The organism is Cutibacterium sp. LaCa_89, from assembly GCF_058177555.1.
In genome coordinates, this window is the sequence record NZ_CP190889.1 from 1,389,384 (window position 1) to 1,412,670 (window position 23,287).

A 23,287-nucleotide genomic window follows, 5' to 3' on the forward strand; every position below is an offset into this window, starting at 1 on the left:
GATCCCGGCGGGAATGTCGATGATAGGGGTTGACGCCGACTCATCGCGCCCCGCTGGCCTGAGTGATGACCGCAGGCAGGACGGTAAGCAGACGATTGACCTCGGCCTCGGTGGTGCTGTAGCCCATCGAGATCCTCACTCCCGACGATGCTGCCTCGTCGTCACGACCCATGGCCAGCATCGTCGGTGAGGGACGGGATACCCCGGCATGGCACGCCGATCCGGCCGATAGGTCGACCCCGTCCCGGTCCGCGAGCATGACGACGTCGGTCCCTCGTGCTCCGGCCACGCTGAGGTGGATGATCGTGGGGCTCGTCGTGCCGGCATCATCCACGCTGGCCCCAGGGATCTGTCGGCACGACTCAACGATCCGTTCCCGCCATGCCTGCCATTGAGCCGTCTTCTCGTCGAACTCATTGAGGCAGGCCCGCAGAGCAGCCGCGAAACCTCGAGCCAGCGCGACCGGCTGGGTGCCGGAGCGAATCCCGTACTGCTGCCCACCTCCCGGGGAGACTGGATGCACCTCGACTCCCCTGCGGACCCAGAGTGCCCCGATCCCGACGGGTCCACCGATCTTGTGTGCGGAGAAGGACGCCAGGTCCACTCCCCACTCGTCGAGGTTCACCGGGACATGGCCAAGGGCCTGAACGGCGTCGGTGTGCATGAGGGCTCCGACCCGATGGGCCTGTTCGGTGATCTGGTCAACGGGTTGGCGTGCGCCGGTCTCGTTGTTGACGGCCATCACCGAGACGACGTCGAGGTCGCTGCTCAGTGGGCTCGCAGCAATCGAATCAGGGTCCACGACTCCCGCGTCGTCGACCGGGAGCACCCCCACCCGCTCGCCGAGCAGCCATGGCAACGTCACCGTACCGACGGCGGGATGCTCCACTGCCGAGATCAGTGCGTGGCCATGACGGGCCGCTCCCATAACGCCCAACATGTCGGCCTCTGTTCCTCCGCTGGTGAACACGATCTCCAACGGACCCGCTCCGAGCAGGCTGGCGACCTCCTCTCGCGCATCCTCCAGCAAAGCCCTCGCCGCGCGGCCTGAACCGTGAATGGCACCAGGGTTCCCGGGCACCGGTTCGGCCATCGCGGCCAAGGCTTCCGGGCGCAGCGGGGAGGTCGCCGCGTGGTCGAAATAGGCACGAGCGTGATGTACTGAGTCGGGCTGCGATTGCGACATACCTGTCCTTCCTGGCGACTCCTTGACGCTACTGCCGATCGGCAGGGTATGGAATTGCGCGTTCTCGCTCCTGCGGACGCCGCGGCCGACTCAGACTAAAATGATTCGTCGGTCCGCCGATGTTCCGGCCACCATCCCCGACGAAAGGCCCTTATTGTGACCGACACCAACACGGCGTCATTCGACACCAGTGCGCTTGGCTCCACCCTCATTGACGACGGTTGCCGTTTCGGGTTGTGGGCACCACGCGCAGAGCGTGTCGAGCTGGCACTCGTGGCAGATGACAGGTCACAGGTCAACCACGACATGACCATGGACGAGCATGGTGTCTGGACGATCGAGGTCCCTGACGTCACGGCCGGTCAGCGCTACGGCTACCGAGTTCACGGTCCGTGGGATCCCGATCGCGGTATGAGGTTCAACCCGGCCAAGCTGCTGCTCGACCCATATGCCAAGGCCATCACGGCAGGGGTCGACTACCACGGACCGATCATGGATCACACCCCGGAGTCCAACTACGAGCCGGATCCGACCGACGACGCGACCTCGGTCCCGCTCGCCGTGGTGATCGAGGATTCCGAGCCTCCCAAGCCCATCGAGCACCGCCGAGACATCAGTGAGTCGGTCATCTACGAGACCCACGTCAAGGGCTACACCCGGCTCCATCCCCTCGTCCCCGAGCATCTGCGCGGCACCTATGCCGGTCTGGCCTACCCGGCCGTCATCGAGCACCTCAAGTCCATCGGCGTCACTGCCATTGAGTTGCTGCCCATCCAGCAGTTCGTCTCCGAACCCTTCGTCGTGGGCCGGGGACTGTCGAACTACTGGGGATACAACACCCTGGGGTTCTTCGCTCCTCACGCCGCCTACTGCTCGGTGGGTTCCACGGGTGCCCAGGTGCGTGAGTTCAAGGAGATGGTGACGGCCTTCCACGAGGCCGGCATCGAGGTCATCCTCGACGTCGTCTACAACCACACCGGCGAAGGTGGCCACGAAGGACCGACGCTGTCCTTCCGCGGTATCGACCACGAGTCCTACTACCGACTCACCAATGATCACCGCAACGACTACGACGTCACCGGCTGCGGCAACTCAGTAGACACCTCCCATCCGGAAGTCCTCGGCCTGGTCCTCGACTCGCTGCGGTACTGGGTCACCGAGATGGGTGTTGACGGTTTCCGCTACGACCTGGCGACCACCCTCATCCGTGACAAGTCCCACGGGGTTGACCAGAACCATCCCTTCAAGCAAGCCCTCGTCGATGATCCGGTCCTCAACAAGGTCAAGCACATCGCCGAGCCGTGGGATCTGGGCCCCTACGGTTACCAGGTAGGCGCTTGGGGCCCTCATTGGAGCGAGTGGAACGACCGCTTCCGCAACTACATCCGCGATTTCTGGCGCGGTGCCGTCTGCGGGGTTGAGGAACTCGCCACCCGGCTGTGCGGATCCCCGGACCTCTACGGTCAGCCGATCTCGAGCGTCAACTTCATCACTGCCCATGACGGCTTCACCATGCGTGATCTCGTCACCTATGACATGAAGCACAACCAGGACAACGGTGAGGACAACCACGATGGGTCCAATGACAACCGCTCCTGGAACTGTGGCTGGGAGGGTGAGACGACCGACCAGTCCATCGTCATGCTGCGTCATCGTCAGGTCCGCAACCTCGTTTCCACCTTGCTGCTGGCCACCGGTGTGCCGATGATCACCGCCGGCGACGAGATGGGTCGTACCCAGCAGGGCAACAACAACGCCTACTGCCAGGACTCCCCCATCTCCTGGATGGACTGGGACGAGGCCGAGGGCTGGTCAGACGTCACCGACCTCGTCCGCACCCTCACCGCACTGCGTCGCGAGCATCCCACCCTTCGCCCACCGATCTACCGTCACCATGACCCGGTGGGTCGCTCGACCGATGAGCGACCGCGACGGGCGGACTTGGCCTGGTTCTCCGGTCACGGTGGCGAGATGGTCACCGACGACTGGCACGACGAAGGCCGTCGCACCCTGGGCATGTACACCAGCGACGACAACGAGGCCTTCCTCGTTTGGTTTCACGCCGCAGATCACCCGACCGAGATCATCCTGCCCAGCGCCCGATGGGGCGAGTCCTGGCAGGTGGTTGCCTCGACGACCGTTCCTGGCGAAATCCCTGACGAGACGGTTCCTGCCGGGATGTCAATGACCCTGCCGAGCAGGTGCGTCGTCGTCATGCAGGCCTCACTGGGAGACGACGAGGCCTGATCCCAAGCACCAGTTACGCCCCAAGCGCACAGGCGGCGGATGAGTCGAAAGGCTCATCCGCCGTCTTCGCGAACCCGTCTGGACGCCAGGAACTGGCGCTTTTCGGGGCCAACAACTGAGTTTCAGTGGTCAGTGCGCACTGTGCCGAGCCTCACTCCGACGATTCGGTGTCAAATTGCCGCTGCGGTGCTGGTCCAAATCATGAGGCCCGGGAACCAGCCACGGTAGCCTGTGGTCCGTGTGGAGGATCAACAGGCGAGACCGCCGTCAAGACGAGAATGGCCCCGATGACGAGGACGTGCAGGTGACAGCCCCTGCCCCGGAACCCTCACCCGAGCCGCCGGCCCCCGTCGTCCCCGCTGGCTCACCGACGTCAGCCCCCTCTACCGAGTCATCTCCGTCGCCTGAGTCCCCGGTCAGGCCGGACTCTGCCGACGAGGCCGACCAGACACTCGATGCACCCGACGACTCGCCTTCCGACGCCGAGGATGCCTCGGGCTCCCTACCGATGAGCGCCCTGGTGGGTGACACGCGCCAGCAGGATGCCGACACCACTTCACCGCGTCACGCCGCTGACCACGCCTCCGGCGACGAGGCCCTCGTGGCGGCCACCTCGGACCTTGACGCCCCTGGCCGTCCACCGCTGCGTGGTTTCGGGCGCATCCCTGTCCACAACGTGCATCCCGAGGTCGAGGGAGGTCAGCTGCCGATCTACTCCGTCGTCGACGAGGAGTTCGAGGTCACGGCCAACGTCTTCCGTGAGGGTCATGACGCAGTCGGCGCCAGCGTCGTCCTCACCGATCCACAGGGTAATCGTCACGTCACTGACATGCACCAGGTCGATCCATGGGGTTTGGACATCTGGAAGGCCCGCGTCTCGGCCGACGCTGAGGGCGACTGGACGATGCACGTCGAGGGCTGGTCGGACACCTGGGGCACCTGGCACCACAACGCCGACGCCAAGCTGGCCGCTGCCGTCGACGTCGAGCTGGTCTGCGCCGAAGGTCACGCCCTCATCGAACAGGCCATCGCGCATGCCGAGCAAGCTGGCGACACCGACGCCGTCGCAGTTCTGCGCGAGGCCGATGCCAGTCTCACCCCGGATCGCGCTCCGGGGTCGCTGCGCCAGGTCATCAACACCTTCCTCTTCTCCGATGCGATGCGCGTCCATGCCCCGCGCCCGCTGACTTCTCCCACCACCCCGTCCCCGCTGCGGGTCGAGAGACGTCGCGCCCTCTACGGCTCCTGGTACGAATTCTTTCCGCGCTCCCAGGGAGCCCACATCGACGAGGACGGCCACTGGGTCTCCGGCACCTTCGACTCCTCCTGGGAGCGACTGGACGCCGCTGCTGCGATGGGATTCGACGTCGTCTACCTGCCACCGATCCACCCCATCGGAACTGCTTTCCGCAAGGGCAAGGACAACACCCTGACCCCTGGGCCGGACGATCCCGGTTCGCCATGGGCCATCGGTTCTTCGGCCGGGGGCCATGACGCCATTCACCCGGATCTGGGTACCTTCGAGGACTTCGACCGCTTCGTCGCCCACGCCCACGACCTGGGCATGGAAGTGGCGCTGGACTTCGCCCTGCAAGCCTCCCCGGACCATCCGTGGGTGCAGGAGCACCCGGAGTGGTTCACCACCCGCGTCGACGGAACCATCGCCTACGCCGAGAACCCCCCGAAGAAGTACCAGGACATCTATCCGATCAACTTCGACAACGACCCGGAGGGGATTTACAACGAGTGCCTGCGGCTGCTCGAGCTGTGGATCTCCCATGGGGTGACGATCTTCCGCGTCGACAACCCGCACACCAAGCCGATCAATTTCTGGGCCTGGCTCATGGAGCAGGTGCATCGCCGCCATCCGGAGGTCATCTTCCTGGCCGAGGCGTTCACCCGCCCCGAGATGATGGGTGCCTTGGGCAAGGTCGGCTTCCAGCAGGGATACTCCTATTTCACCTGGCGCACCGCCAAGTGGGAGTTGGAGGAGTACCTCAACGAGGTCTCCCACCAGACCTCGCACTTTTACCGCCCGAATTTCTTCACCAACACCCCGGACATCAACCCGATCTACCTCAATGACGGCAACCCGGCCGGATTCGCCATCCGCGCAATCCTGGCTGCAACCATGAGCCCGTCGTGGGGCATGTACTCGGGCTTCGAGATCTGCGAGCACGAGCCGCTGCCGGGACGCGAGGAGTACGCCCACTCCGAGAAGTATGAGTACCGTCCCCGTGACTTCGGCTCCGAGCCGAACATCAAACTGCTCGTGACTCGTCTCAACGAGATTCGGCGCGCTCATCCGGCCTTGCAGCAGCTGCGTGACACCACCGTTCACCATGCCCCCCATGACAATGTTCTTGCCTTCTCCAAGAAGGCCGGGGACGACGTCGTCATCGTCGTCATCTCGTTGGATCCGGTGTGGGGTGTGGAGTCGCAGGTCATGTTGGACATGGCCGCTCTTGGTCTTGGCAACGACGACACCTTCGAGGTCCACGACGAACTCACCGGTGCTGACTTCACCTGGGGACAGCAGGCCTTCGTCAGGCTCCACCCAGCCCAGCCGGCCCACATCCTGCACGTGCGAAAGACCACCTCATGACCCATTCCTCCTACACGCCTGCCGAGGAGACGCCCGAGACCCTCGCACCCACCGGGGTTCTTGGGCTGACCTCGGCCCAGTTGCAGGCCAAGCTCGACGCGATCCACCCGGTCGGGTCGATCGACCGCACGGAGACCGAATGGTTCCGCACCGCCGTCTTCTACGAGGTCTTGGTGCGCTCCTTCAAGGACTCCAACGGTGACGGCATCGGCGACTTCAAGGGGCTGACCGAGAAGCTCGACTACCTGCAGTGGCTGGGAGTGGACTGTTTGTGGCTTCCCCCCTTCTACGACTCACCGCTGCACGACGGCGGTTACGACATCCGCGACTATCGCTGGATCCGCGAGGAGTTGGGGACGATCGAGGACTTCAAGGTCTTCCTCGACGCCGCTCACGACCGTGGTCTGCGCGTCATCATCGACTTCGTGATGAACCACACCTCTGATTCCCACCCGTGGTTTCAGTCCTCCCGTGCCGATCCTAACGGCCCCTACGGCAACTACTACGTCTGGGCCGACACCGACGAGGCATATTCGGACGCTCGCATCATCTTCTGTGACACCGAGGACTCCAACTGGTCGTGGGACTCCGAGCGCAAGCAATTCTACTGGCACCGCTTCTTCCACCACCAGCCCGACCTCAACTTCGAGGAGCCCCGGGTCATGGAGGAGATGCTCGACGCCGTCCGATTCTGGATGGACCTGGGCATCGACGGTTTCCGTCTCGACGCCGTCCCCTACCTCATCGAGGCCGAGGGGACGAGCTGCGAGAACCTGCCGGGAACCCACAAGATCCTCAAACAGCTGCGCGCGATGGTCGACGAGGAGTACCCGGGACGCATCCTGCTGTGCGAGGCTAATCAGTGGCCTGACGACGTCGTCGAGTACTTCGGTGACGGTGACGAGTGCCAGATGGCCTTCCACTTCCCCGTCATGCCACGCCTGTACATGGGGCTGCGCCGCGGATCACGGGAGTGCATCAGCGAGATCCTCGCCTCCACACCGGACATCCCGGCGGGTTGTCAGTGGGGAACCTTCCTCCGCAACCATGACGAACTCACCCTCGAGATGGTGACCGAGGAAGACCGTCAGTACATGTGGGAGGAATATGCTCCCGAGCCGCGCTGGCGGTGCAACCTGGGCATTCGTCGCCGGTTGAGCCCCCTGGTCGACAACGACGAGGCCAGGGTTCGTCTGCTCAACGCCATGCTGCTGTCCCTGCCCGGCTCCCCGGTTCTCTATTACGGCGACGAGATCGGCATGGGCGACGATCCATGGCTTCCTGACCGCGACGGCGTGCGCACCCCGATGCAGTGGGATGATTCCGAGACGGCCGGATTCTCGACCGCGCTGCCGGAGGACTTCCATCTCCCACTCATCCACACCTTCGGTCACGGTCCGGAACATGTCAACGTCGCACGTCAGATGGATGACCCGTCCTCCCTGTTGGTGTGGACCCGCGCCATGTTGGGCATCCGTCGTCGTCACCCCGTTTTCGGTACCGGAGAGTTCACCGATCTGGGCGCGGAGGACATGGCCGTGATGTCCTTCCTACGCCACGACGAGGACGAGACGATTCTGTGCCTGGCCAATCTGTCGGACACCGACAGGACCGTCACCCTCACCCTGCCGCAATTCGCAGGTGTGACCGGAGCGTCCCTCATTCACGGCCAGGATGCCCAGCCGGTGGAGGCCGACGGAACCCTGACGGTTCCGATGCCGCCCTACGGCTACCGATGGCTGCAGATGACCGGAGAGGAGAAGCCATGACCGATTGGGATGACGCAGACGTCCGGGACCGCATCTGGGACCACATCAGTACCGCTCGGTGGTTCTCCGGCAAGGGCCGAGATGGCACCCTGGCCAGGTTACTGCCGCTGGCTCCAGTCGTTGACGAGCACGATCTCAAGGTGGTGCCCGTCATTGCCCTGGTCTGTTACCCGCAAGCCCCGGAGGAGTACTACCAGCTCCTATTGGCCCTGCGCCCCGGCAGTTCTGCGGGACTGACGCAGATTCACGTCGATGGTGATCCCATCACGGTCAGCGACGCCACCACCGACCAGGAGGCCCTGACAGTGTGGGCCAGGACGATCCTCGAGGCTGATCCTCAGGCCGCGGATGACTCATGGCAGCTCCATCGCCGCTTGGAGGCACCTGAACCGGTTCGGACCGCCGAGCGCTTTGGCGGTGAGCAGTCGAACACCTCGATCATGGTTGGCGACGCCATCATCGTCAAGATGTTCCGCCGCCTCGAACCCGGCGACAATCTCGACATCACCATTCACGGCGCCCTCAATGACGCCGGCGTCTCCTCGGTGGCCAAGCTCTACGGTCACATCTCCGGGCAGATCCCGGCTGACGAGGACATCCAGACCGATCTGGCCATGATCATCGAGCGGCTTCCACATCCCCAGGATGGCTGGGAACTCATCACCGACAAGGCTGCCGATCTGGAGGACGTCGCCGATCTCGTCGCCGACCTGGGCCGATGCCTGCGAACCATCCACTCTGCGTTGGAGCAGACCCTTGGGACGGCCGAGTTGGACGGGGGCCAGATTGCCGACGACATGGTGCGTCGTCTCGACGCTGCAGTGGCGGCAGCCCCGGCGCTGGAACCACACCGCGACCTCCTCGCCGCACGTTTCGAGAAGCTGCGCGGTCGCCGCCTGGCCGCTCAAAGGGTGCACGGTGACTTCCACCTCGGACAAACCCTGCTGACCCCCGACGGCTGGCGGATCATCGACTTCGAGGGCGAACCCCTCAAGACCCTGGCCGAGCGTCGCCTGCCGGACTCCCGCTGGCGTGACGTGGCAGGAATGGTGCGCTCACTGTCCTATGCCACCTCGGCCCATGCCGAACCCACCGCACCGGAGACATTGGCCTGGGCACAACGAGCTCGCGATGCCTTCCTGGACGGCTATGGTCGCCCGAACGACGCCGAACGCGACGTCTTGGCCGCCTACGAGGCCGACAAGGCCGGATACGAAACCGTCTATGAAACCCTCAACCGGCCGGCCTGGGTTGACATCCCGTTGTCGGCCATTCGGGCGATGGTGCAGGATTGATGATGTCCCCGCCCCACGAACCTCCGTCGAGTCACCGACCCGACGGCGACATCCACACCAACGACATGCCAGGAGGACGACATGGCTCACGATGAGTTCGGAGGACTCACCGGTTGGGACCTCGAGGGGTTCCATTCCGGTGGGGACACGGAGGTGTGGAAGCGACTCGGCTCCCACGTCGTCACCATTACCGACGACGAGCGCGGCCCCATCACCGGGACCCGCTTTGCCCTCTGGGCCCCCAACGCCCAGGCCGTCGAGGTGATCGCGGACTTCAACTGGTGGACCGGTGACCCGATGCGTCTCATCCCGGGATCTGGCGTCTGGGGCGCCTTCATCGAAGGGGTGGGCGAAGGTACCCTCTACAAGTTCCGCATCCAGGACCAGTGGGGCAACTGGCACGAGAAGGTTGACCCGATGGCCCGCTACTCCGAGCAGGCCCCGCAGAACGCGTCCATCGTCACCGAGACCCACTACGAGTGGAATGACGACGAGTGGATCGCCCACCGTGAGGCCTCACACGCCCATGCCGAGCCGATGAGCGTCTACGAGGTCCACCTGGGCGGATGGCGTCACGGGCTGAGCTACCGTCAGCTGGCTGACGAACTGGTCGACTACGTGCTGTGGCAGGGCTACACCCACGTGGAGTTCATGCCGCTGGCCGAGCATCCCTTCGCCCCGTCCTGGGGTTACCAGGTCACCGGATACTTCTCACCGACCAGCCGTTACGGCTCTCCCGACGACCTGCGTTACCTCATCGACAAGCTCCACCAGGCCGGCATCGGCGTCATCATGGACTGGGTTCCGGGGCACTTCCCCAAGGACGACTGGGCTCTAGGACGCTTCGACGGCACCGCCCTCTACGAGCACGCCGATCCGCGCCAGGGCGAGCACGTGGACTGGGGCACCTACATCTTCAACTACGGCCGCAACGAGGTGAAGTCCTTCCTCGTCTCCAACGCGCTGTACTGGATCAGCGAGTTCCACGTCGACGGTCTGCGCGTCGACGCCGTCGCCTCGATGCTCTACCTGGACTACTCCCGCGAGGAGGGTCAGTGGGTGCCCAACAAGTACGGCGGACGAGAGAACCTGGAGGCCATCGACTTCCTGCGCTACGTCAACTCACACCTGTACTCGCGCCACCCCGGCATCCTCATGATTGCCGAGGAGTCGACCAGCTTCCCCGGCATCACCAAGCCGGTCGATCACGGCGGCCTGGGATTCGGGTTCAAGTGGAACATGGGTTGGATGAACGACTCCTTGCGCTACATGGAGCTCAATCCGTTCCATCGTCAGTATCACCACGGCGAGATGACCTTCGCCATGGTGTACCAGTACTCGGAGAACTTCATCCTGCCGATCAGCCATGACGAGGTCGTGCACGGCAAGGGATCCATGATCAACAAGATCCCCGGTGACGACTGGCAGCAGTTCGCGTCCCTGCGAGCCTTCTACTCCTACATGTGGTCCTTCCCGGGCAAGCAGCTCATCTTCATGGGTCAGGAGTTCGGCCAGCGTCACGAGTTCGACGAGTCCGCCAGCCTCGAGTGGTTCGTCGCCGATCTGTGGGGTCACGGTGGTCTCAAGCGCCTCTTCCGCGATCTCAACATGATCTACAAGGAGAACCCCGCCCTGTGGCAGCTCGACAGCGATCCGCGCGGATTCGAATGGATCAACGCCGACGACGCCGGCAACAATCTGTTCTCCTGGCTGCGCCGCAGCGAGGACGGCTCGACGATCGCCTGCTTCACGAACTTCTCCCCCAACCCGCAGACCGACTACCGCGTCGGACTACCCGAGGAAGGCGTGTGGACCGAGATCCTCAACACCGATTCCTTGGAGTACGACGGAACGGGAGAGTTCGGAAACCTCGGCCAGGTCGTGGCCACCCCGCTTCCAGTTCCCGATCGCTTCCCGGCCGTCGCCACCGTGTGCGTCCCGCCGATGGGCTCGGTGTGGCTGCGCCACGATCCCTCGGCAACCGCTGCTCTGCCCGGCGATCCGGGAATGCAGTGACTCTGGCAAGGAGGATTGTTCGTGGTCGATGACGAGTCCGATCCCGAGGACTTTCGGATTCAGGTCGAGGTGGTAGGCGACTGTGGTCGCCTGCTGCTCGACGATCCGCCATATCCGGAGGGTCTGACGCGGGCCATCTCATTGGCCTCCGACGACGCCATCCTCGGTCACGAGGTGCGTCGTCTGGAGGCCCGGGTGACCGTCGACGACGGAGACGTCATCCATGCCCTGCACCGGGCCGGATACCGCCGTGAGGGACGGCTACGCCAAGCCGGCAGCCGAGGGGATAGTTGGGTGGACGAATTCGTCTACTCCCGACTGGCCACCGACGAGATCTACACCCGGACCGGTCACACCGGCATGCTCGACTCGGTGCTGCCCACCAAACGGGTCATCTCCCACGTCCTGGTCCACGACGAAGTCGGGCGGGTTCTCATGTGCGAGACGACGTACAAGCCTGACTGGGAACTCCCCGGCGGTGTCGTCGAGCCGGTGGAATCTCCCCATGCCGGAGCAGTTCGGGAGTGCCGGGAGGAATTGGGCGTGACCATCGACATCCCTGCCACCCCCGTCCTCATCGATTGGATGCCACCTGCCCTCGGGTGGTCTGACGCCATCGAGTTCATCTATGCCGCCGGTGTGGTCGAACCGTCCCTCGCCGCCATCATGAATCCTGCTGACGGCGAGATCGGCCATCTGCACTGGGTGGATCCTGCTGACGTCCCTGCACACGTCACCGAGCTGTCGGCCCGACGTATCGCGGCCATACTGGCAGATCCCACCCCGCGTGCCACTGAGAACGGGTTTTCGTTGTAACCCTGGGGTGGTGAACGAACGTTCGGCCCTGGTGGTTATGCTTCTTCGTCGTTGTCCTGGAAGAAGGATGACTGAACACACAGGAGGACCACCTACATGTCATCAACTGCGTCCCAGATCGTGGACGTGGTGGGCGGCCGCGACAACATCGTCGGCCTGACCCACTGCGCAACCCGCCTGCGGTTCCAGCTTCGTGATTCCTCGTCCATCGACAAGGCCGAGGTGGAGAAGATCCCCGGCGTCATGGGCGCTGTGCCCCAGTCGGGCAACCGTTATCAGGTCGTCATCGGTGGCGCTGTCAACAGCGTCTACAACGACATCATGAACCTGCCGGACATGCAGAACCTCGGCTCCGGGGACGGCAAGCAGTCCGATGCGGACGTCAAGGCCGCACATCGTTCCAAGGGCCCGCGCGGCAAGTTCTCGTGGCTTGACAACCTGTTCGAGTACCTGTCGGACTCCTTCCGTCCGATCATGGGCGCCCTGCTCGGCGCCTCGCTGTTCATCACCTTCATGGCCCTCATGGGTTCCATGGGAGTCATCGGCAACTGGGCCGACTCCCGTGTCTCCCTACCTCCGAGCTGGCAGTTCGTGAACCTGGCCTGGCAGTGTGTTTTCTACTTCTTGCCGCTGTTGGTCGCCTACAACGCCACGAAGCGCCTCAACGCCGACCCCTGGGTCGGGTTCTCGGTCATGGCCGTCGTCATGCTTCCGGGATTCACCGAGCTCGGTAAGGCGGCACATCCGCTGTCCCTGGGCGGATTCAAGGTCGACGTCGTTGACATCTTCGGCCTGCCACTGACGATCTTCAACTACGGCTCCCAGGTCTTCCCTCCCCTCATCATGGCGGCCATCCTGGCTCCGTTGTACAAGTGGCTGAAGAAGGTCATCTCCCCCAATGTTCAGATGATCTTCGTGCCCTTCCTGACCATGCTCATCATGATTCCGTTGACGGCCTTCCTCATCGGCCCCATCGGTGTCTACGCCGGCGCCGGCCTGGCCAACGGGCTCAAGGCGGTCAACGACGTCTCCCCGTTCATCTTCGCCGTCCTCATCCCTCTGCTCTACCCGTTCATGGTCCCGCTGGGCCTGCACTGGCCGCTCAACGCCGTCATGCTGCTCAACATCCAGACGCTGGGCTACGACTACATCCAGGGCCCGATGGGTGCCTGGAACTTCGCCTGCTTCGGCGCCACCGCTGGCGTCCTCTTCCTGTCGGTCCGTGACAAGGACGTGACGATGCGTCAGACGGCGACCGGCGCCCTCGCCGCCGGCCTGCTCGGCGGTATCTCCGAGCCGAGCCTCTACGGCATCCACCTGCGCTACAAGAAGATCTACCCGTCCATGCTGGTCGGCTGCCTCGTCGGTGGCGTCATCATCGGTGCCGGCGGCGGCCTGCACACCCCGGCCTTCGTCTTCACCTCCTTGCTGACGATCCCGGCCTTCGACAAGATCGGTCTGTACGCTGTCGCCATCGCGGCCTCCTTCTTCACCGCCATGGCCCTGGTCATCGTGCGCGACTACCGTGACGACGATGAGAAAGCTGCTGCCAAGGCTCGTCGTGATGAAGCTGAGGCCACCAACACCGAGTCGTCGGCTCTCGCCCCCGCCCCAGCTGCCGCTGCGCCCGTTGGGGCTGCCACCGCGGTTGCCACCAAACCCGAGACGGAAACTGCCACGGTTGAGGGAGTCGAAGCCCCCACGGCCGGGGATGTCGCATCCGAGGCCATCACCATCACCTCCCCTCTCAAGGGGCGTGCGGTTCCGATCTCCCAGATTCCCGACCCGGTCTTCTCCACCGGCGTCGTCGGCGATGGTATCGCCATCGAGCCCAGTGACAACACGGTCGTCTGCCCTGCCGACGCCACCGTCGTCACTGCTCCGGATTCCGGTCACGCCTTCGGGCTCAAGCTGGATTCGGGCGTCGAACTGCTCATCCACGTCGGTGTCGACACCGTCGAGCTGGGCGGCAAGGGATTCGACGTCAAGGTCAAGGCCGGCGATCACGTCAGCGCCGGTCAGCCCCTGGTCGTCTTTGATCCCGCCGTCATCGACGAGGCGGGCTACTCGAAGATTACCCCGGTCCTGGTGACCAACGGGTTCGACTACTCCAACGTCACCGGCATTCCGGCCGACGACGTCACCACCAGCACCCCGGTCATCACCGTGGTGAAGTGAGTCGAGGGCGGCCGGGGCATCTCGGCCGCCCCCTACCCCCACGAACAGGAGGCCGGCACCGTGACGGTGCCGGCCTCCTGTTCGTTGTTCTCGTTTGTCAATCCCGCGAGGGCAGTATTGGGGAGGAGACGATCGTCTCGGCGATGCTTCCGGGAACCTCCGCCGTGATGAGGGAACCGTCTGCACGTCGCAATCCCGAGATCGGGTGCGTTCCGCGCAGACTGGGACGCAGCGGGCCCTGGTCGCTCAGCGGGATCCGAACCGGCTCGACGCCGATGTGATGGAGCTCCCCACGTACCGTCACCTCGCGGTCATGACCTGACAAGATCTGGAAGGTGATCGCGTCACGTTCCAGCTTCACCAGCATGTGCGAGTCGCCAATGAGCATGTGGTGCTTGATGGATGTCCACTGGGCCGGCAGCCGAGGATCGAAACGTAGGTTCTCTCGGTCATTGCGCATGCCCACGAATCCATGGACCAGACAACCCCACACACCACCGGTCGAGGCAACATGCACACCATCCGAGGCGTTGTGGTGGGTGTCGGCCAGGTCGCAGTAGAGGGCGTCCAGGAAGTACTCCATGGCCATCTCCTGATGGCCCACCTCGGCTGCCATCACTGACTGCACCACTGCTGAGAGGCTCGAGTCACCGGTCGTGATGGGGTCGTAGTACTCGAAGTCGGCGAGCTTGACCGCCTGGGTGAATTGGTCCCCCTGCAGGAACAGGGCCAGCACGACATCGGCCTGTTTGAGTACCTGGAACCGGTAGATCACCAGCGGGTGGTAATGCAGCAGCAGCGGACGTCTGTCGGCGGGGGTGTTCGTGAGGTCCCACAATTCTCGCGAGAGGAATTGGTCGTCCTGAGGATGGATGCCGAAGGTGTCGTCGAAGGGGATGACCATTCCAGCGGCACATTCCTCCCAACCACCGACCTCGTCCTCGGTGAGGTCCAGTTCGGAGCACAGATGCTCAAACCACAGCGGGTCCTCATCCTTCATCCGCCTCATGACGCTGGCTGCGTCAATGAGGTTCGCCCGCGCCATGACATTGGTGTAGAGGTTGTTGTTGACGACCGTGGTGTACTCGTCGGGCCCGGTCACGCCATGAATGTGGAATTCCCGGCCTCCGTTGATCCGCCAGAAGCCCAGATCTGCCCACATCCGCGCCGTCTCGACGAGGACCGGAGCGGCATCGCGGAAGAGGAAGGTCTTGTCCCCCGTCGCACGAGCGTGGTTCATGATCGCGTGAGCGATGTCAGCATTGATGTGATACTGAGCCGTACCTGCGGCGTAGTAGGCGGAGGCCTCCTCACCGGTGATCGTCCGCCACGGGAAGAGAGCTCCCCGCTCGGACAGTTCTTCGGCTCGTCGTCGGGCTTGTGGAAGAGTGTTGACCCGGAACCGCAGGGCGTTCTCAGCGATTCGCGGATGGGTGTAGGTCAGCATCGGGATGACGTAGACCTCGGTGTCCCAGAAGTAGTGGCCTTCATAGCCAGATCCGGTCACACCCTTGGCAGAGATACCCAGCTGGTCAGCGCGGGCCGAGGCCTGAGCAATCTGGAAGAGGTTCCACCGCACCGCCTGTTGGATGCCGGCCGGCGCGCCTTCAACCTCGATGTCGGCCGTCGCCCAATAGTCGTCGAGCCACTCTCGCTGCTCGTCGTAGTAAACCCGATGGCCCTGCTCGCGGACTCGGTCGAGGCTGCGACGAACACGGTCGAACAGTTCGTGCACCGGCACCCCTCGCGAGGAGTGATAGGCCACGGCCTTGTCCACTCGGATGGGGCGACCCTGGGTGGCCTCGATGCGGTAAACCCGTTTGCCACACCCAGGCTCGGTGTCGATGAGGGAGACGCACTCGTTGTCGGTGGTGATCTCGTGATCAGCGCCCACCGCCAGGGTCATCGCGGACCTGGCCGTGTGGAACCCCAGGATCATCCGCCGGTCCGAGTGCCAGTCCTTCTCCGCGACGAGCACCTCGTCGGCAAACTTGCGGGCCTGACGAGGATCGTCGGCATTCCCCGAGTCCTCAGGACAAACGTGATACTCGTCCATGCCGTCCTCACGATTGAGGATCTGAGAGCTGATGACGATGGGGGCATCCCCCTCGAGCATCGTCACCTCGATGCTCATGAGAGCCATGTGACGGTGGGTGAAGGACACCATCCGTGACGTCGCCACCCGCAACAGCTTGCCCGCCGGGGTCCGCCACACCAATTCGCGACGCAGCACTCCTTCGCGAAAGTCGATCCAGCGCTTGTACGACTGAATCTCGTTGACGCTGAGCAGCAACGGCTCGTCGTCAACATAGAGCTTCATGAGCTTGGCATCGGGGACGTTGACGATCGTCTGACCGGTGCGCGCAAAGCCGTAAGCGTTCTCGGCATGATGGATGTCCCAGATCTCATGGAATCCGTTGATGTAGGTGCCATGACTGAAGGAGTCACGCCCCTCGGACGGGTTACCGCGCATGCCGAGATAACCGTTACCGACCGAGAACAGGGTCTCGGTCGTCCCCAGATCATCGGTACTCGGTGCCGTCTCGACGATCGCCCACGGATCATCAGGAAAACGCCATCGATCCATCGGGTCGGTGCCCGTTCGCGTCATGCCATCTCCTCAGCCATCTCGTCCAGGTCATCGACCACTCGGTCAGCACCCACCTCACGCAGCCGGTCAGCACCCACGCCGCGATTGACGCCGAGGACCATTCCAAATCCACCAGCCGCACCTGCGCGCACTCCCGAGACCGCATCCTCGACGACAACGCATTGCTCCGCAGACACACCAAGCAGATCAGCTCCACGGAGGTAGGTGTCAGGGGCGGGCTTTCCAGGCAGGTTCTCCGCCTTCGACCGGTTGCCATCGACCAGCACCGGGAAATCCTCGCTCATACCGGCTGCCTCGAGCACCACAGCGGCATTGCGCGACGAGGACACCACAGCCATCGCCACACCGCGTTCGTGAAGCAGATCCACCCAACGGCGAGACCCCGGGTAAGGCTGGATGCCGTCTCGGGCCAGCACCGTGTTGAACAGATCATTCTTTCGATTTCCCAACCCGCAGATCGTCTCGGCATCAGGAGCATCGGAGGGATCCCCCTCCGGGAGAGTGATGCCGCGGCTGGCAAGGAAGTCACGTACCCCGTCGTATCGAGGTTTGCCGTCCACGTAGGCGAAGTAGTCCTCGTCGGTGTAAGGATCCTGGCCCTCGCGATGGGCCAACTCCTCGTTGAACATCTCCTCCCAGGCACGCATGTGAATCAGCGCGGTAGGGGTGAGGACCCCGTCAAGGTCGAACAGAACGGCATGGAACTTCTCGTCGAATCGGGTCGAGTCCATGGTCCCCATGCTATTGGTCGACGCCGACACGTCCAGCCGAGACAGATCAGACTCGCACCCGCATGGCCACGGCCCGGGAGCGCATTCCCGGGCCGCCAACACGTCTGGGGCGAAGATCAGAACAATGCCGCTGCCAGCGAACGTCGCGCGGCTGCCACATCAGGATCGGACTGTCCCACCATGGCGAAGAGCTCCAGCAGGCGAGTGCGAGCGGCTTCGCGCTCCTCGTCGTGGGTGGTGCGCACCACCTGGATGATCCGGTTGAACGCGTCAGCGGTCCGTCCTCCCATGAGCTCGACGTCGGCAGCGGCCAGCTGGGCTTCGACGTCGTGAGGATTCTGCTGGGCAGCGGTGAGCAGTGCCGCAGCGTCCTTGCCGTCCAGCCGTGCCAGCAGCGCTGCCCCGTTACGTCCCGCGATGAGGACGGGGTCGTTGGGCTCCTTGGCCAGCAGCGCGTCATAGGCGGCGACCGCATCGTCGAACCTCTTGGCGTCCATGAGCTTCTCGGCCTCGACCGTGCGCGGGTCAGGGCCAACGGCTTCCTCGCTGCTCGCCTGGACCGTCACCGGCTCCGCGCGACCGACCATGCCACCGGCCGTCGCCGCCTGAGTCACCTGGTTGGTGATCTGACGGAACTGCTGCTCGTCGATCGTGCCCTGGGCCAGCGGTGCCAGCTGTCCTCCGATGACGGCGACGAGCATCGGAACGGCCTGAACGCCCAGGCTCTTGGCCAATTGAGGCTGGGCGTCGATGTCGACGTGCACCAGCAGCCACTTGCCGGCAGCCTCGTCGGTAACTCGACTCAGCACCTGCGACATCTGTTGAGCACCATGGGCCTTCGGTGTCGTGAACTCCACCAGCACCGGGTGCTGCACCGACTTCTGGAGCAGCGAGTTGAAATTCTCCTCGGTACCCTCGATCACCCAGGTCCTGGTGGTTCCCGAGCCAGCTGGGGCGGGTCCGGCAGGAGAGTCGGAGGAACCGGCTGCGGCTGCCAGCCCCGACAGATCGACGGCATCATGACGATGAATCGAGTCAGAAGACATGTCGTCCATTCAACCAGACCTCTCGTAATCCGCTCCAGCATCGGTGACGATCGATGGTCCGAACGCCCTGATTCCTCACGGTGCCCTGCCGCAGTGCTCCGCTCGGTGAGAGAATGGCCCCATGGCTCATGAACGTGCTGGGAAACCTGCCCAGGAATCCGATCTCATCGATGTCGATGCCGTCCTGTCGGCCTACCATGACATCACTCCCGATCCCTCCAACCCGGACCAGATGGTTGTCTTCGGCACCTCGGGTCACCGCGGCTCCTCCTTGGACGGCGCCTTCAATGACGCCCACATCGCCGCCACGACCCAGGCAATCGTCGAGTACCGTGCCTCCCAGGGCATCGACGGTCCGTTGTTCATCGGCAAGGACACCCACGCCCTGTCCATGCCCGCGTGGACCACTGCCATCGAGGTACTGCGTGCCAACGACGTCGAGGTCGTTGCCGAGCATGACGACGAGTGGACCCCGACCCCGGCGGTCTCGCGAGCCATCATCGTCCACAATCGCCTGAGCGAGGGACGCCAGGCTGACGGCATCGTCGTCACCCCCTCGCACAACCCGCCGCGCGACGGCGGCTTCAAGTACAACCCGCCGCACGGTGGTCCGGCCGACACCGATGCCACCGGTTGGATCGCCGACCGCGCCAACGAGCTACTCGCCGATCCGTCGGCTATTCGTCGCAAGCCGTACGCGCAGGTGCGCGACGAGGTCTCCCGTTACGATTACCGCAGCGCCTACTGCGACGACCTGCGCAATGTCATCGACCTCGACGCCATTGACGAGGCCGGGGTACACATCGGCGCTGACCCGCTGGGCGGCGCCTCGGTGCAGTACTGGGAGTACATCGCCGATCATCTCGGCATCGATCTGACGGTCGTCAACCCCGAGGTCGATCCGACCTGGCGGTTCATGACCCTCGACACCGACGGCAAGATCCGGATGGACTGCTCCTCCCCGTCCGCGATGGCCTCCCTCATCGCCAACAAGGACGCCTATGACATTGCCACCGGTAACGACGCCGACTCCGACCGCCACGGCATCGTCACCCCTGATGCCGGTCTCATGAATCCCAATGCCTACCTGGCGGTGGCGATCGGTTACCTCTTCGCCCATCGTCCCGGGTGGGGCCTCGGCGCCGGTATCGGCAAGACCCTGGTGAGCTCCTCCCTCATCGACAAGGTGGCCGCTGATCTCGGTCGTCGCCTCGTCGAGGTGCCGGTTGGCTTCAAGTGGTTCGTGCCCGGCCTGACGCGTGGCAATCTTGGATTCGGTGGCGAGGAATCCGCTGGTGCCTCCTTCCTAGACCTCGACGGCCACACCTGGACCACCGACAAGGACGGCATCCTCCTGGCCCTGCTCGCCAGCGAGATCAGAGCCGTCACCGGACGTTCTCCCTCCGAGCACTACGCCGATCTGGAGAACCGCTTCGGCAAGTCCTACTACGCCCGTATCGACGCCGACGCCAACCGTGAGCAGAAGGCCCGCCTCAAGGCCCTCTCCCCCGACGACGTCTCCGCCGACGCCATCGCTGGCGAGAGGATCGAGCAGATTCTCACCACGGCGCCGGGCAATGGTGCTCCCATCGGTGGCATCAAGGTCATCACCGAGAATGCCTGGTTCGCCGCCCGTCCGTCCGGCACCGAGAACAAGTACAAGATCTACGCCGAGTCCCTGCGCGACGCCGCCCACCTGGCTGCCGTGCAGACGGAGGCCCGCGAGATCGTCGACAAGGCCCTGCAAGGCTGACACAGTGCATCATGAGCGCTGCATCGCCCCGACCGCTAGAATGCGGTCGGGGCGATGTCATGTCCATCACGATGTCACGTGCAACATGGTCACTTGGGATGGGCCAGGTTTGTCCGCAAGCCGGCCATCTGAATGACACGCTGGATCGTCAGGTCGCGATCCTCCGGGCGCCCGACGTAGTCGATCTCACGCAGGCCTTGGTCCTGAGCCGCCGACTCGAAGATGAAATGGCCATAACCGAGCAGACGTCCGAGGAAGGGCTGCTCGACCGAGATGTCGAGAATACGAGTCATGGGCATCGTCGCCAGGTGCTGATCGAAGATGCCATGTACGCGGAAAACCCGCATGTTAGTGATGACGAAACGGTCCATGTGATCCAGGTGAAAGCGCAGTGCTCCCCAGGTCGCCAAGGAGATTCCCATCACGAGGGGGAGGCCCCACCACCGCTGCGCAAAAACCATTGAGATGAACAGCAGTGTTGCCAACACCATGGCGATCGTTGGGGCCACCAGGACGATCCAGTGCTTGGAAACCTCGTCAATGACGTACTCCCCCTCGCCGACCAGCAGGTGTCGGTCAACATCGGGGTCTATGAAACGACGGATGACGTCGGGCAAGGTCAGGACTGCCCGCCCAGTGCCCTGATGAACCCGAAGAGGCCACTGAAGAAGCCACGAATCACGCGAGCAGTGCCAGCCGGATCCGTGAAGGCGTAGTACAAGCAGAACACGACGAGGAACACGACGATAATCGTGTGGATGGTCTTCTTCACGTTCACTAAGGCTCCTTGCTCGGCACGTGGCCCGGGGAAGGGCTCGGGGACACTGCAAAGCCATTCTTGACCGAACGATCTCTTCCGCACCACTCGCAACGCCGAGCAGAACGCACATCGTCACAAGGCCCACTGGTGTGGACAGCAGATCGCACCGCATCGCATAGATGCTCCGGACAAGGTCGGTCAATGTCGTGTCGAATACCCACCCCGACTGACTCCGGCTTGGCTGGCAGTGCAAGGATTGACGCATGGAGAACTTCAACAATGATCCCTTTGCGTGCATCGACCACGTTGGTTTCGCCGTCAAGGACATGGACGAGGCCATCAAGTACCACTGCGACGTCCTCGGCTTCCACGTCCTCCTTCGCGAGAAGAACGAGGGCCACGGCGTCGAGGAGGCGATGATCGCCACCGGCAAGCGCGGCGAGGAGAGCACCGTCGTCCAGCTGCTGGCTCCTCTCGGCGAGGACAGCACCATCGGAAAGTACATTTCCAAGAACAAGAACATGATCCAGCAGGTGTGCTACCGCACCTACGACCTGGACAAGACCATCGCCACCCTGAAGGAGCGCGGCGCCGTCTTCATCGGTGAGCCCTCCATCGGAACTGCTGGCTCCCGCGTCATCTTCCTTCACCCGAAGCACACCGGTGGCATTCTCGTCGAGATCACCGAGCCCCCGGCCGGTGGCATGCCCTACAAGGACTGATGTCACACCGTTGAGGTGAGAGGTTTTCGGGCCCCGGGGACAGTGTCCCCGGGGCCCGCCTCGTCCCGGTGAGTTGCGCCGTTGTAATTCGGTACCGATTGGTACCGTTGGAGTCACCTAATGAAAGGGGATCATCGGTGAGCACGAAAGACGTCTCTGACGGCCAGTTCGACGAGGAGACCGGACTCAACCTCTTCGACGACACCGCCAGCGCGGCCGGTAGTTTCACCCATTCGATGTGGGGTTATGACCGCACCAGCGTCGACAACTACGTCCGGGAGATCGAGCAGCAGGTTTCGACCCTGAAGCAACTCACCCGGCACCTACGCGGACAGGTCTCCCAGGCCCAGGCTGAGGCCACCCAGACCGATTTCAAGCGTCTGGGAGTTCACGCCACCGAAATCCTCACCGCCGCGGAGGCCCAGGCCAAGGACATCGTCGCCATGGCTGGCAACGAGGCGGAGCGCATCAAGGAGGAAGGCCGTCGGGTCGTTGCTGACATGCGCGCCGCCGCACAGACCGAGTCCGACGATATCCGCGTCGCCGGGCTGGCGAACCAGCGCGAGCTGCGTGACCAGGCTGCCAAGGATTCCCGTACCGCCGTCGAGCAGGCCCGCGTGCAGGCCCGAACCATCGTCGAGCAGGCCGAAACTCATGCCGAGGCCATCGTCACCGAGGCACGTACCAAGGCGTCGGTCATCGACCAGAACGCCCGAGCTCAGGTCTCACAGATCATCGAGAAGGCTCGTTCCGAGGCCGCCGAGATCACTGAGTCCGCTCGTCACGAAGCTGCCGAGATCACCCAGAAGGCACGAGAGGAGACCGCTGCCGTCACTGCAGAGGCTCGCGCCAGCCACGACCAGGCCATGGCCAAGATCAATGAGTTGCTCGAACAGGCCAAGGCCCATCAGCAGGCCAGCAGCGACACTGTCGCCAAGCGCACAGAAGAGGCCGACACCATCCGTCAGAGCGCACTCGAGGAGGCCGAATCCACGCGTAACCAAGCTGCTCGTGACGCGGAGAACCGTATTGCCACGGCTCACCGTCAAGCAGCCATGATGAAGGAACGCCTCGAGGAGCAATACGCCTGGCGCAAGGAACAGTTGGAACGCGAGACCGCTGCCCTGCTGCAGCGCAAGAAGGCCGTCCTCGCCCAGCTCAGCAACCTCAAGGCTCTGGCAGGGGAAGCCGAGAGCGCCTACCCCGATGCTGATCCGTTCGCCGAGCAGTCGGAGGCTGACAGCTCCGAGGACGCCACCATCGTCATCGACCCGAAGCCCAGGATTGACGGTATGCCGTCTGTGGCAAAGGCTCCCCAGGAAGATCAGGCCACCCAGGTGCTCCCAGCAACCAAGAATGACAAGGCCAGGGATGGCGAGCATGGAGGCGCAACCACCGCTCAGCAGTCAGAGTCCCGGGACTCCGAGGACGATGAGTCGGACAATGAGAAGACCCAGGTCCTCCCTCAGGGCAGAAAGCCCGAGAAGTGAGAACTGGCCCTGAAATGTGACCCTGAAATGTGAGTGGCCCCGACCTGAAGGTCGGGGCCACT

General features: G+C 63.7%; 16 protein-coding genes. 10 read left to right on the forward strand and 6 right to left on the reverse strand.

The genetic code is table 11. From position 1 onward, the window contains the following. Window positions 1-40 precede the first annotated feature (40 nt). Entirely contained in the window at window positions 41-1,186 is a 1,146-nt protein-coding gene (locus tag ACP8LP_RS06435; protein ID WP_016667598.1) for a cysteine desulfurase family protein, read from the reverse strand. Between the two features lie 156 nt (window positions 1,187-1,342). Between ACP8LP_RS06435 and glgX the strand changes: the two genes are divergently transcribed. The 7 genes from glgX (at window position 1,343) to ACP8LP_RS06470 (ending at window position 14,112) form a co-directional block, all read left to right on the forward strand. Next, complete coding sequence (glgX, locus tag ACP8LP_RS06440) at window positions 1,343-3,433, forward strand: glycogen debranching protein GlgX (protein WP_016667597.1); 2,091 nt, start codon at window positions 1,343-1,345, stop codon at window positions 3,431-3,433. A gap of 508 nt (window positions 3,434-3,941) precedes the next feature. Then, complete coding sequence (locus tag ACP8LP_RS06445; protein ID WP_235044083.1) at window positions 3,942-6,038, forward strand: alpha-1,4-glucan--maltose-1-phosphate maltosyltransferase; 2,097 nt, start codon at window positions 3,942-3,944, stop codon at window positions 6,036-6,038. Continuing rightward, window positions 6,035-7,807, forward strand: coding sequence for a maltose alpha-D-glucosyltransferase (gene treS, locus ACP8LP_RS06450; RefSeq protein WP_016667595.1), 1,773 nt, complete (start codon window positions 6,035-6,037; stop codon window positions 7,805-7,807). Before ACP8LP_RS06445 ends, treS begins: the two co-directional genes overlap by 4 nt. Then, window positions 7,804-9,102, forward strand: coding sequence for a phosphotransferase (locus ACP8LP_RS06455; protein WP_016667594.1), 1,299 nt, complete (start codon window positions 7,804-7,806; stop codon window positions 9,100-9,102). Before treS ends, ACP8LP_RS06455 begins: the two co-directional genes overlap by 4 nt. An 81-nt stretch (window positions 9,103-9,183) precedes the next feature. After that, complete coding sequence (gene glgB / locus ACP8LP_RS06460; protein ID WP_016667593.1) at window positions 9,184-11,118, forward strand: 1,4-alpha-glucan branching protein GlgB; 1,935 nt, start codon at window positions 9,184-9,186, stop codon at window positions 11,116-11,118. A gap of 21 nt (window positions 11,119-11,139) precedes the next feature. After that, complete coding sequence (locus ACP8LP_RS06465; RefSeq protein WP_016667592.1) at window positions 11,140-11,934, forward strand: NUDIX hydrolase; 795 nt, start codon at window positions 11,140-11,142, stop codon at window positions 11,932-11,934. A gap of 96 nt (window positions 11,935-12,030) precedes the next feature. After that, window positions 12,031-14,112, forward strand: coding sequence for a glucose PTS transporter subunit IIA (locus ACP8LP_RS06470; protein ID WP_016667591.1), 2,082 nt, complete (start codon window positions 12,031-12,033; stop codon window positions 14,110-14,112). A gap of 97 nt (window positions 14,113-14,209) precedes the next feature. On the opposite strand, the gene ACP8LP_RS06475 is transcribed toward ACP8LP_RS06470, so the two are convergent. The 3 genes from ACP8LP_RS06475 to ACP8LP_RS06485 form a co-directional block, all read right to left on the reverse strand. Next, complete coding sequence (locus ACP8LP_RS06475) at window positions 14,210-16,723, reverse strand: glycoside hydrolase family 65 protein (protein ID WP_016667590.1); 2,514 nt, start codon at window positions 16,721-16,723, stop codon at window positions 14,210-14,212. Continuing rightward, window positions 16,720-17,463 (reverse strand): HAD family hydrolase, encoded by a 744-nt coding sequence (locus ACP8LP_RS06480; protein ID WP_016667589.1) that lies wholly within the window; start codon window positions 17,461-17,463, stop codon window positions 16,720-16,722. Before ACP8LP_RS06480 ends, ACP8LP_RS06475 begins: the two co-directional genes overlap by 4 nt. Window positions 17,464-17,570: 107 nt before the next feature. Beyond that, window positions 17,571-18,509 (reverse strand): tetratricopeptide repeat protein, encoded by a 939-nt coding sequence (locus ACP8LP_RS06485; RefSeq protein WP_016667588.1) that lies wholly within the window; start codon window positions 18,507-18,509, stop codon window positions 17,571-17,573. Between the two features lie 112 nt (window positions 18,510-18,621). Here ACP8LP_RS06485 and pgm point away from each other — a divergent pair, with 112 nt between their 5' ends. Beyond that, window positions 18,622-20,253 (forward strand): phosphoglucomutase (alpha-D-glucose-1,6-bisphosphate-dependent), encoded by a 1,632-nt coding sequence (gene pgm / locus ACP8LP_RS06490; protein ID WP_016667587.1) that lies wholly within the window; start codon window positions 18,622-18,624, stop codon window positions 20,251-20,253. Between the two features lie 89 nt (window positions 20,254-20,342). Here pgm and ACP8LP_RS06495 read toward each other — a convergent pair whose 3' ends face one another. Together ACP8LP_RS06495 and ACP8LP_RS06500 are read right to left on the reverse strand one after the other, a co-directional pair. Then, a complete protein-coding gene (locus tag ACP8LP_RS06495) occupies window positions 20,343-20,870 on the reverse strand; it encodes a PH domain-containing protein (protein WP_015582741.1) in 528 nt (175 codons plus the stop codon). A 2-nt stretch (window positions 20,871-20,872) separates the two neighbouring features. Next, complete coding sequence (locus ACP8LP_RS06500) at window positions 20,873-21,031, reverse strand: hypothetical protein (protein ID WP_016667586.1); 159 nt, start codon at window positions 21,029-21,031, stop codon at window positions 20,873-20,875. Between the two features lie 245 nt (window positions 21,032-21,276). On the opposite strand from ACP8LP_RS06500, the gene mce reads away from it, so the two are divergent. Together mce and ACP8LP_RS06510 are read left to right on the forward strand one after the other, a co-directional pair. Further along, a complete protein-coding gene (gene mce / locus ACP8LP_RS06505) occupies window positions 21,277-21,735 on the forward strand; it encodes a methylmalonyl-CoA epimerase (RefSeq protein WP_015582742.1) in 459 nt (152 codons plus the stop codon). 137 nt (window positions 21,736-21,872) lie between these two features. Next, the gene (locus ACP8LP_RS06510; protein WP_016667585.1) at window positions 21,873-23,225 is read left to right on the forward strand and encodes a DivIVA domain-containing protein; all 1,353 of its coding nucleotides are present in this window, start codon (window positions 21,873-21,875) and stop codon (window positions 23,223-23,225) included. The last annotated feature ends 62 nt before the right edge of the window (window positions 23,226-23,287 follow it).

Excerpts from the sequence above, each read along its gene's own strand:
- ACP8LP_RS06435 (WP_016667598.1), bottom strand. The coding sequence starts at position 1,186 with ATGTCGCAATCGCAGCCCGACTCAGTACATCACGCTCGTGCCTATTTC.
- ACP8LP_RS06445 (WP_235044083.1), top strand. The coding sequence starts at position 3,942 with ATGAGCGCCCTGGTGGGTGACACGCGCCAGCAGGATGCCGACACCACT.
- treS (WP_016667595.1), top strand. The coding sequence starts at position 6,035 with ATGACCCATTCCTCCTACACGCCTGCCGAGGAGACGCCCGAGACCCTC.
- ACP8LP_RS06455 (WP_016667594.1), top strand. The coding sequence starts at position 7,804 with ATGACCGATTGGGATGACGCAGACGTCCGGGACCGCATCTGGGACCAC.
- glgB (WP_016667593.1), top strand. The coding sequence starts at position 9,184 with ATGGCTCACGATGAGTTCGGAGGACTCACCGGTTGGGACCTCGAGGGG.
- ACP8LP_RS06470 (WP_016667591.1), top strand. The coding sequence starts at position 12,031 with ATGTCATCAACTGCGTCCCAGATCGTGGACGTGGTGGGCGGCCGCGAC.
- ACP8LP_RS06475 (WP_016667590.1), bottom strand. The coding sequence starts at position 16,723 with ATGACGCGAACGGGCACCGACCCGATGGATCGATGGCGTTTTCCTGAT.
- ACP8LP_RS06480 (WP_016667589.1), bottom strand. The coding sequence starts at position 17,463 with ATGGGGACCATGGACTCGACCCGATTCGACGAGAAGTTCCATGCCGTT.
- ACP8LP_RS06485 (WP_016667588.1), bottom strand. The coding sequence starts at position 18,509 with ATGGACGACATGTCTTCTGACTCGATTCATCGTCATGATGCCGTCGAT.
- pgm (WP_016667587.1), top strand. The coding sequence starts at position 18,622 with ATGGCTCATGAACGTGCTGGGAAACCTGCCCAGGAATCCGATCTCATC.
- mce (WP_015582742.1), top strand. The coding sequence starts at position 21,277 with ATGGAGAACTTCAACAATGATCCCTTTGCGTGCATCGACCACGTTGGT.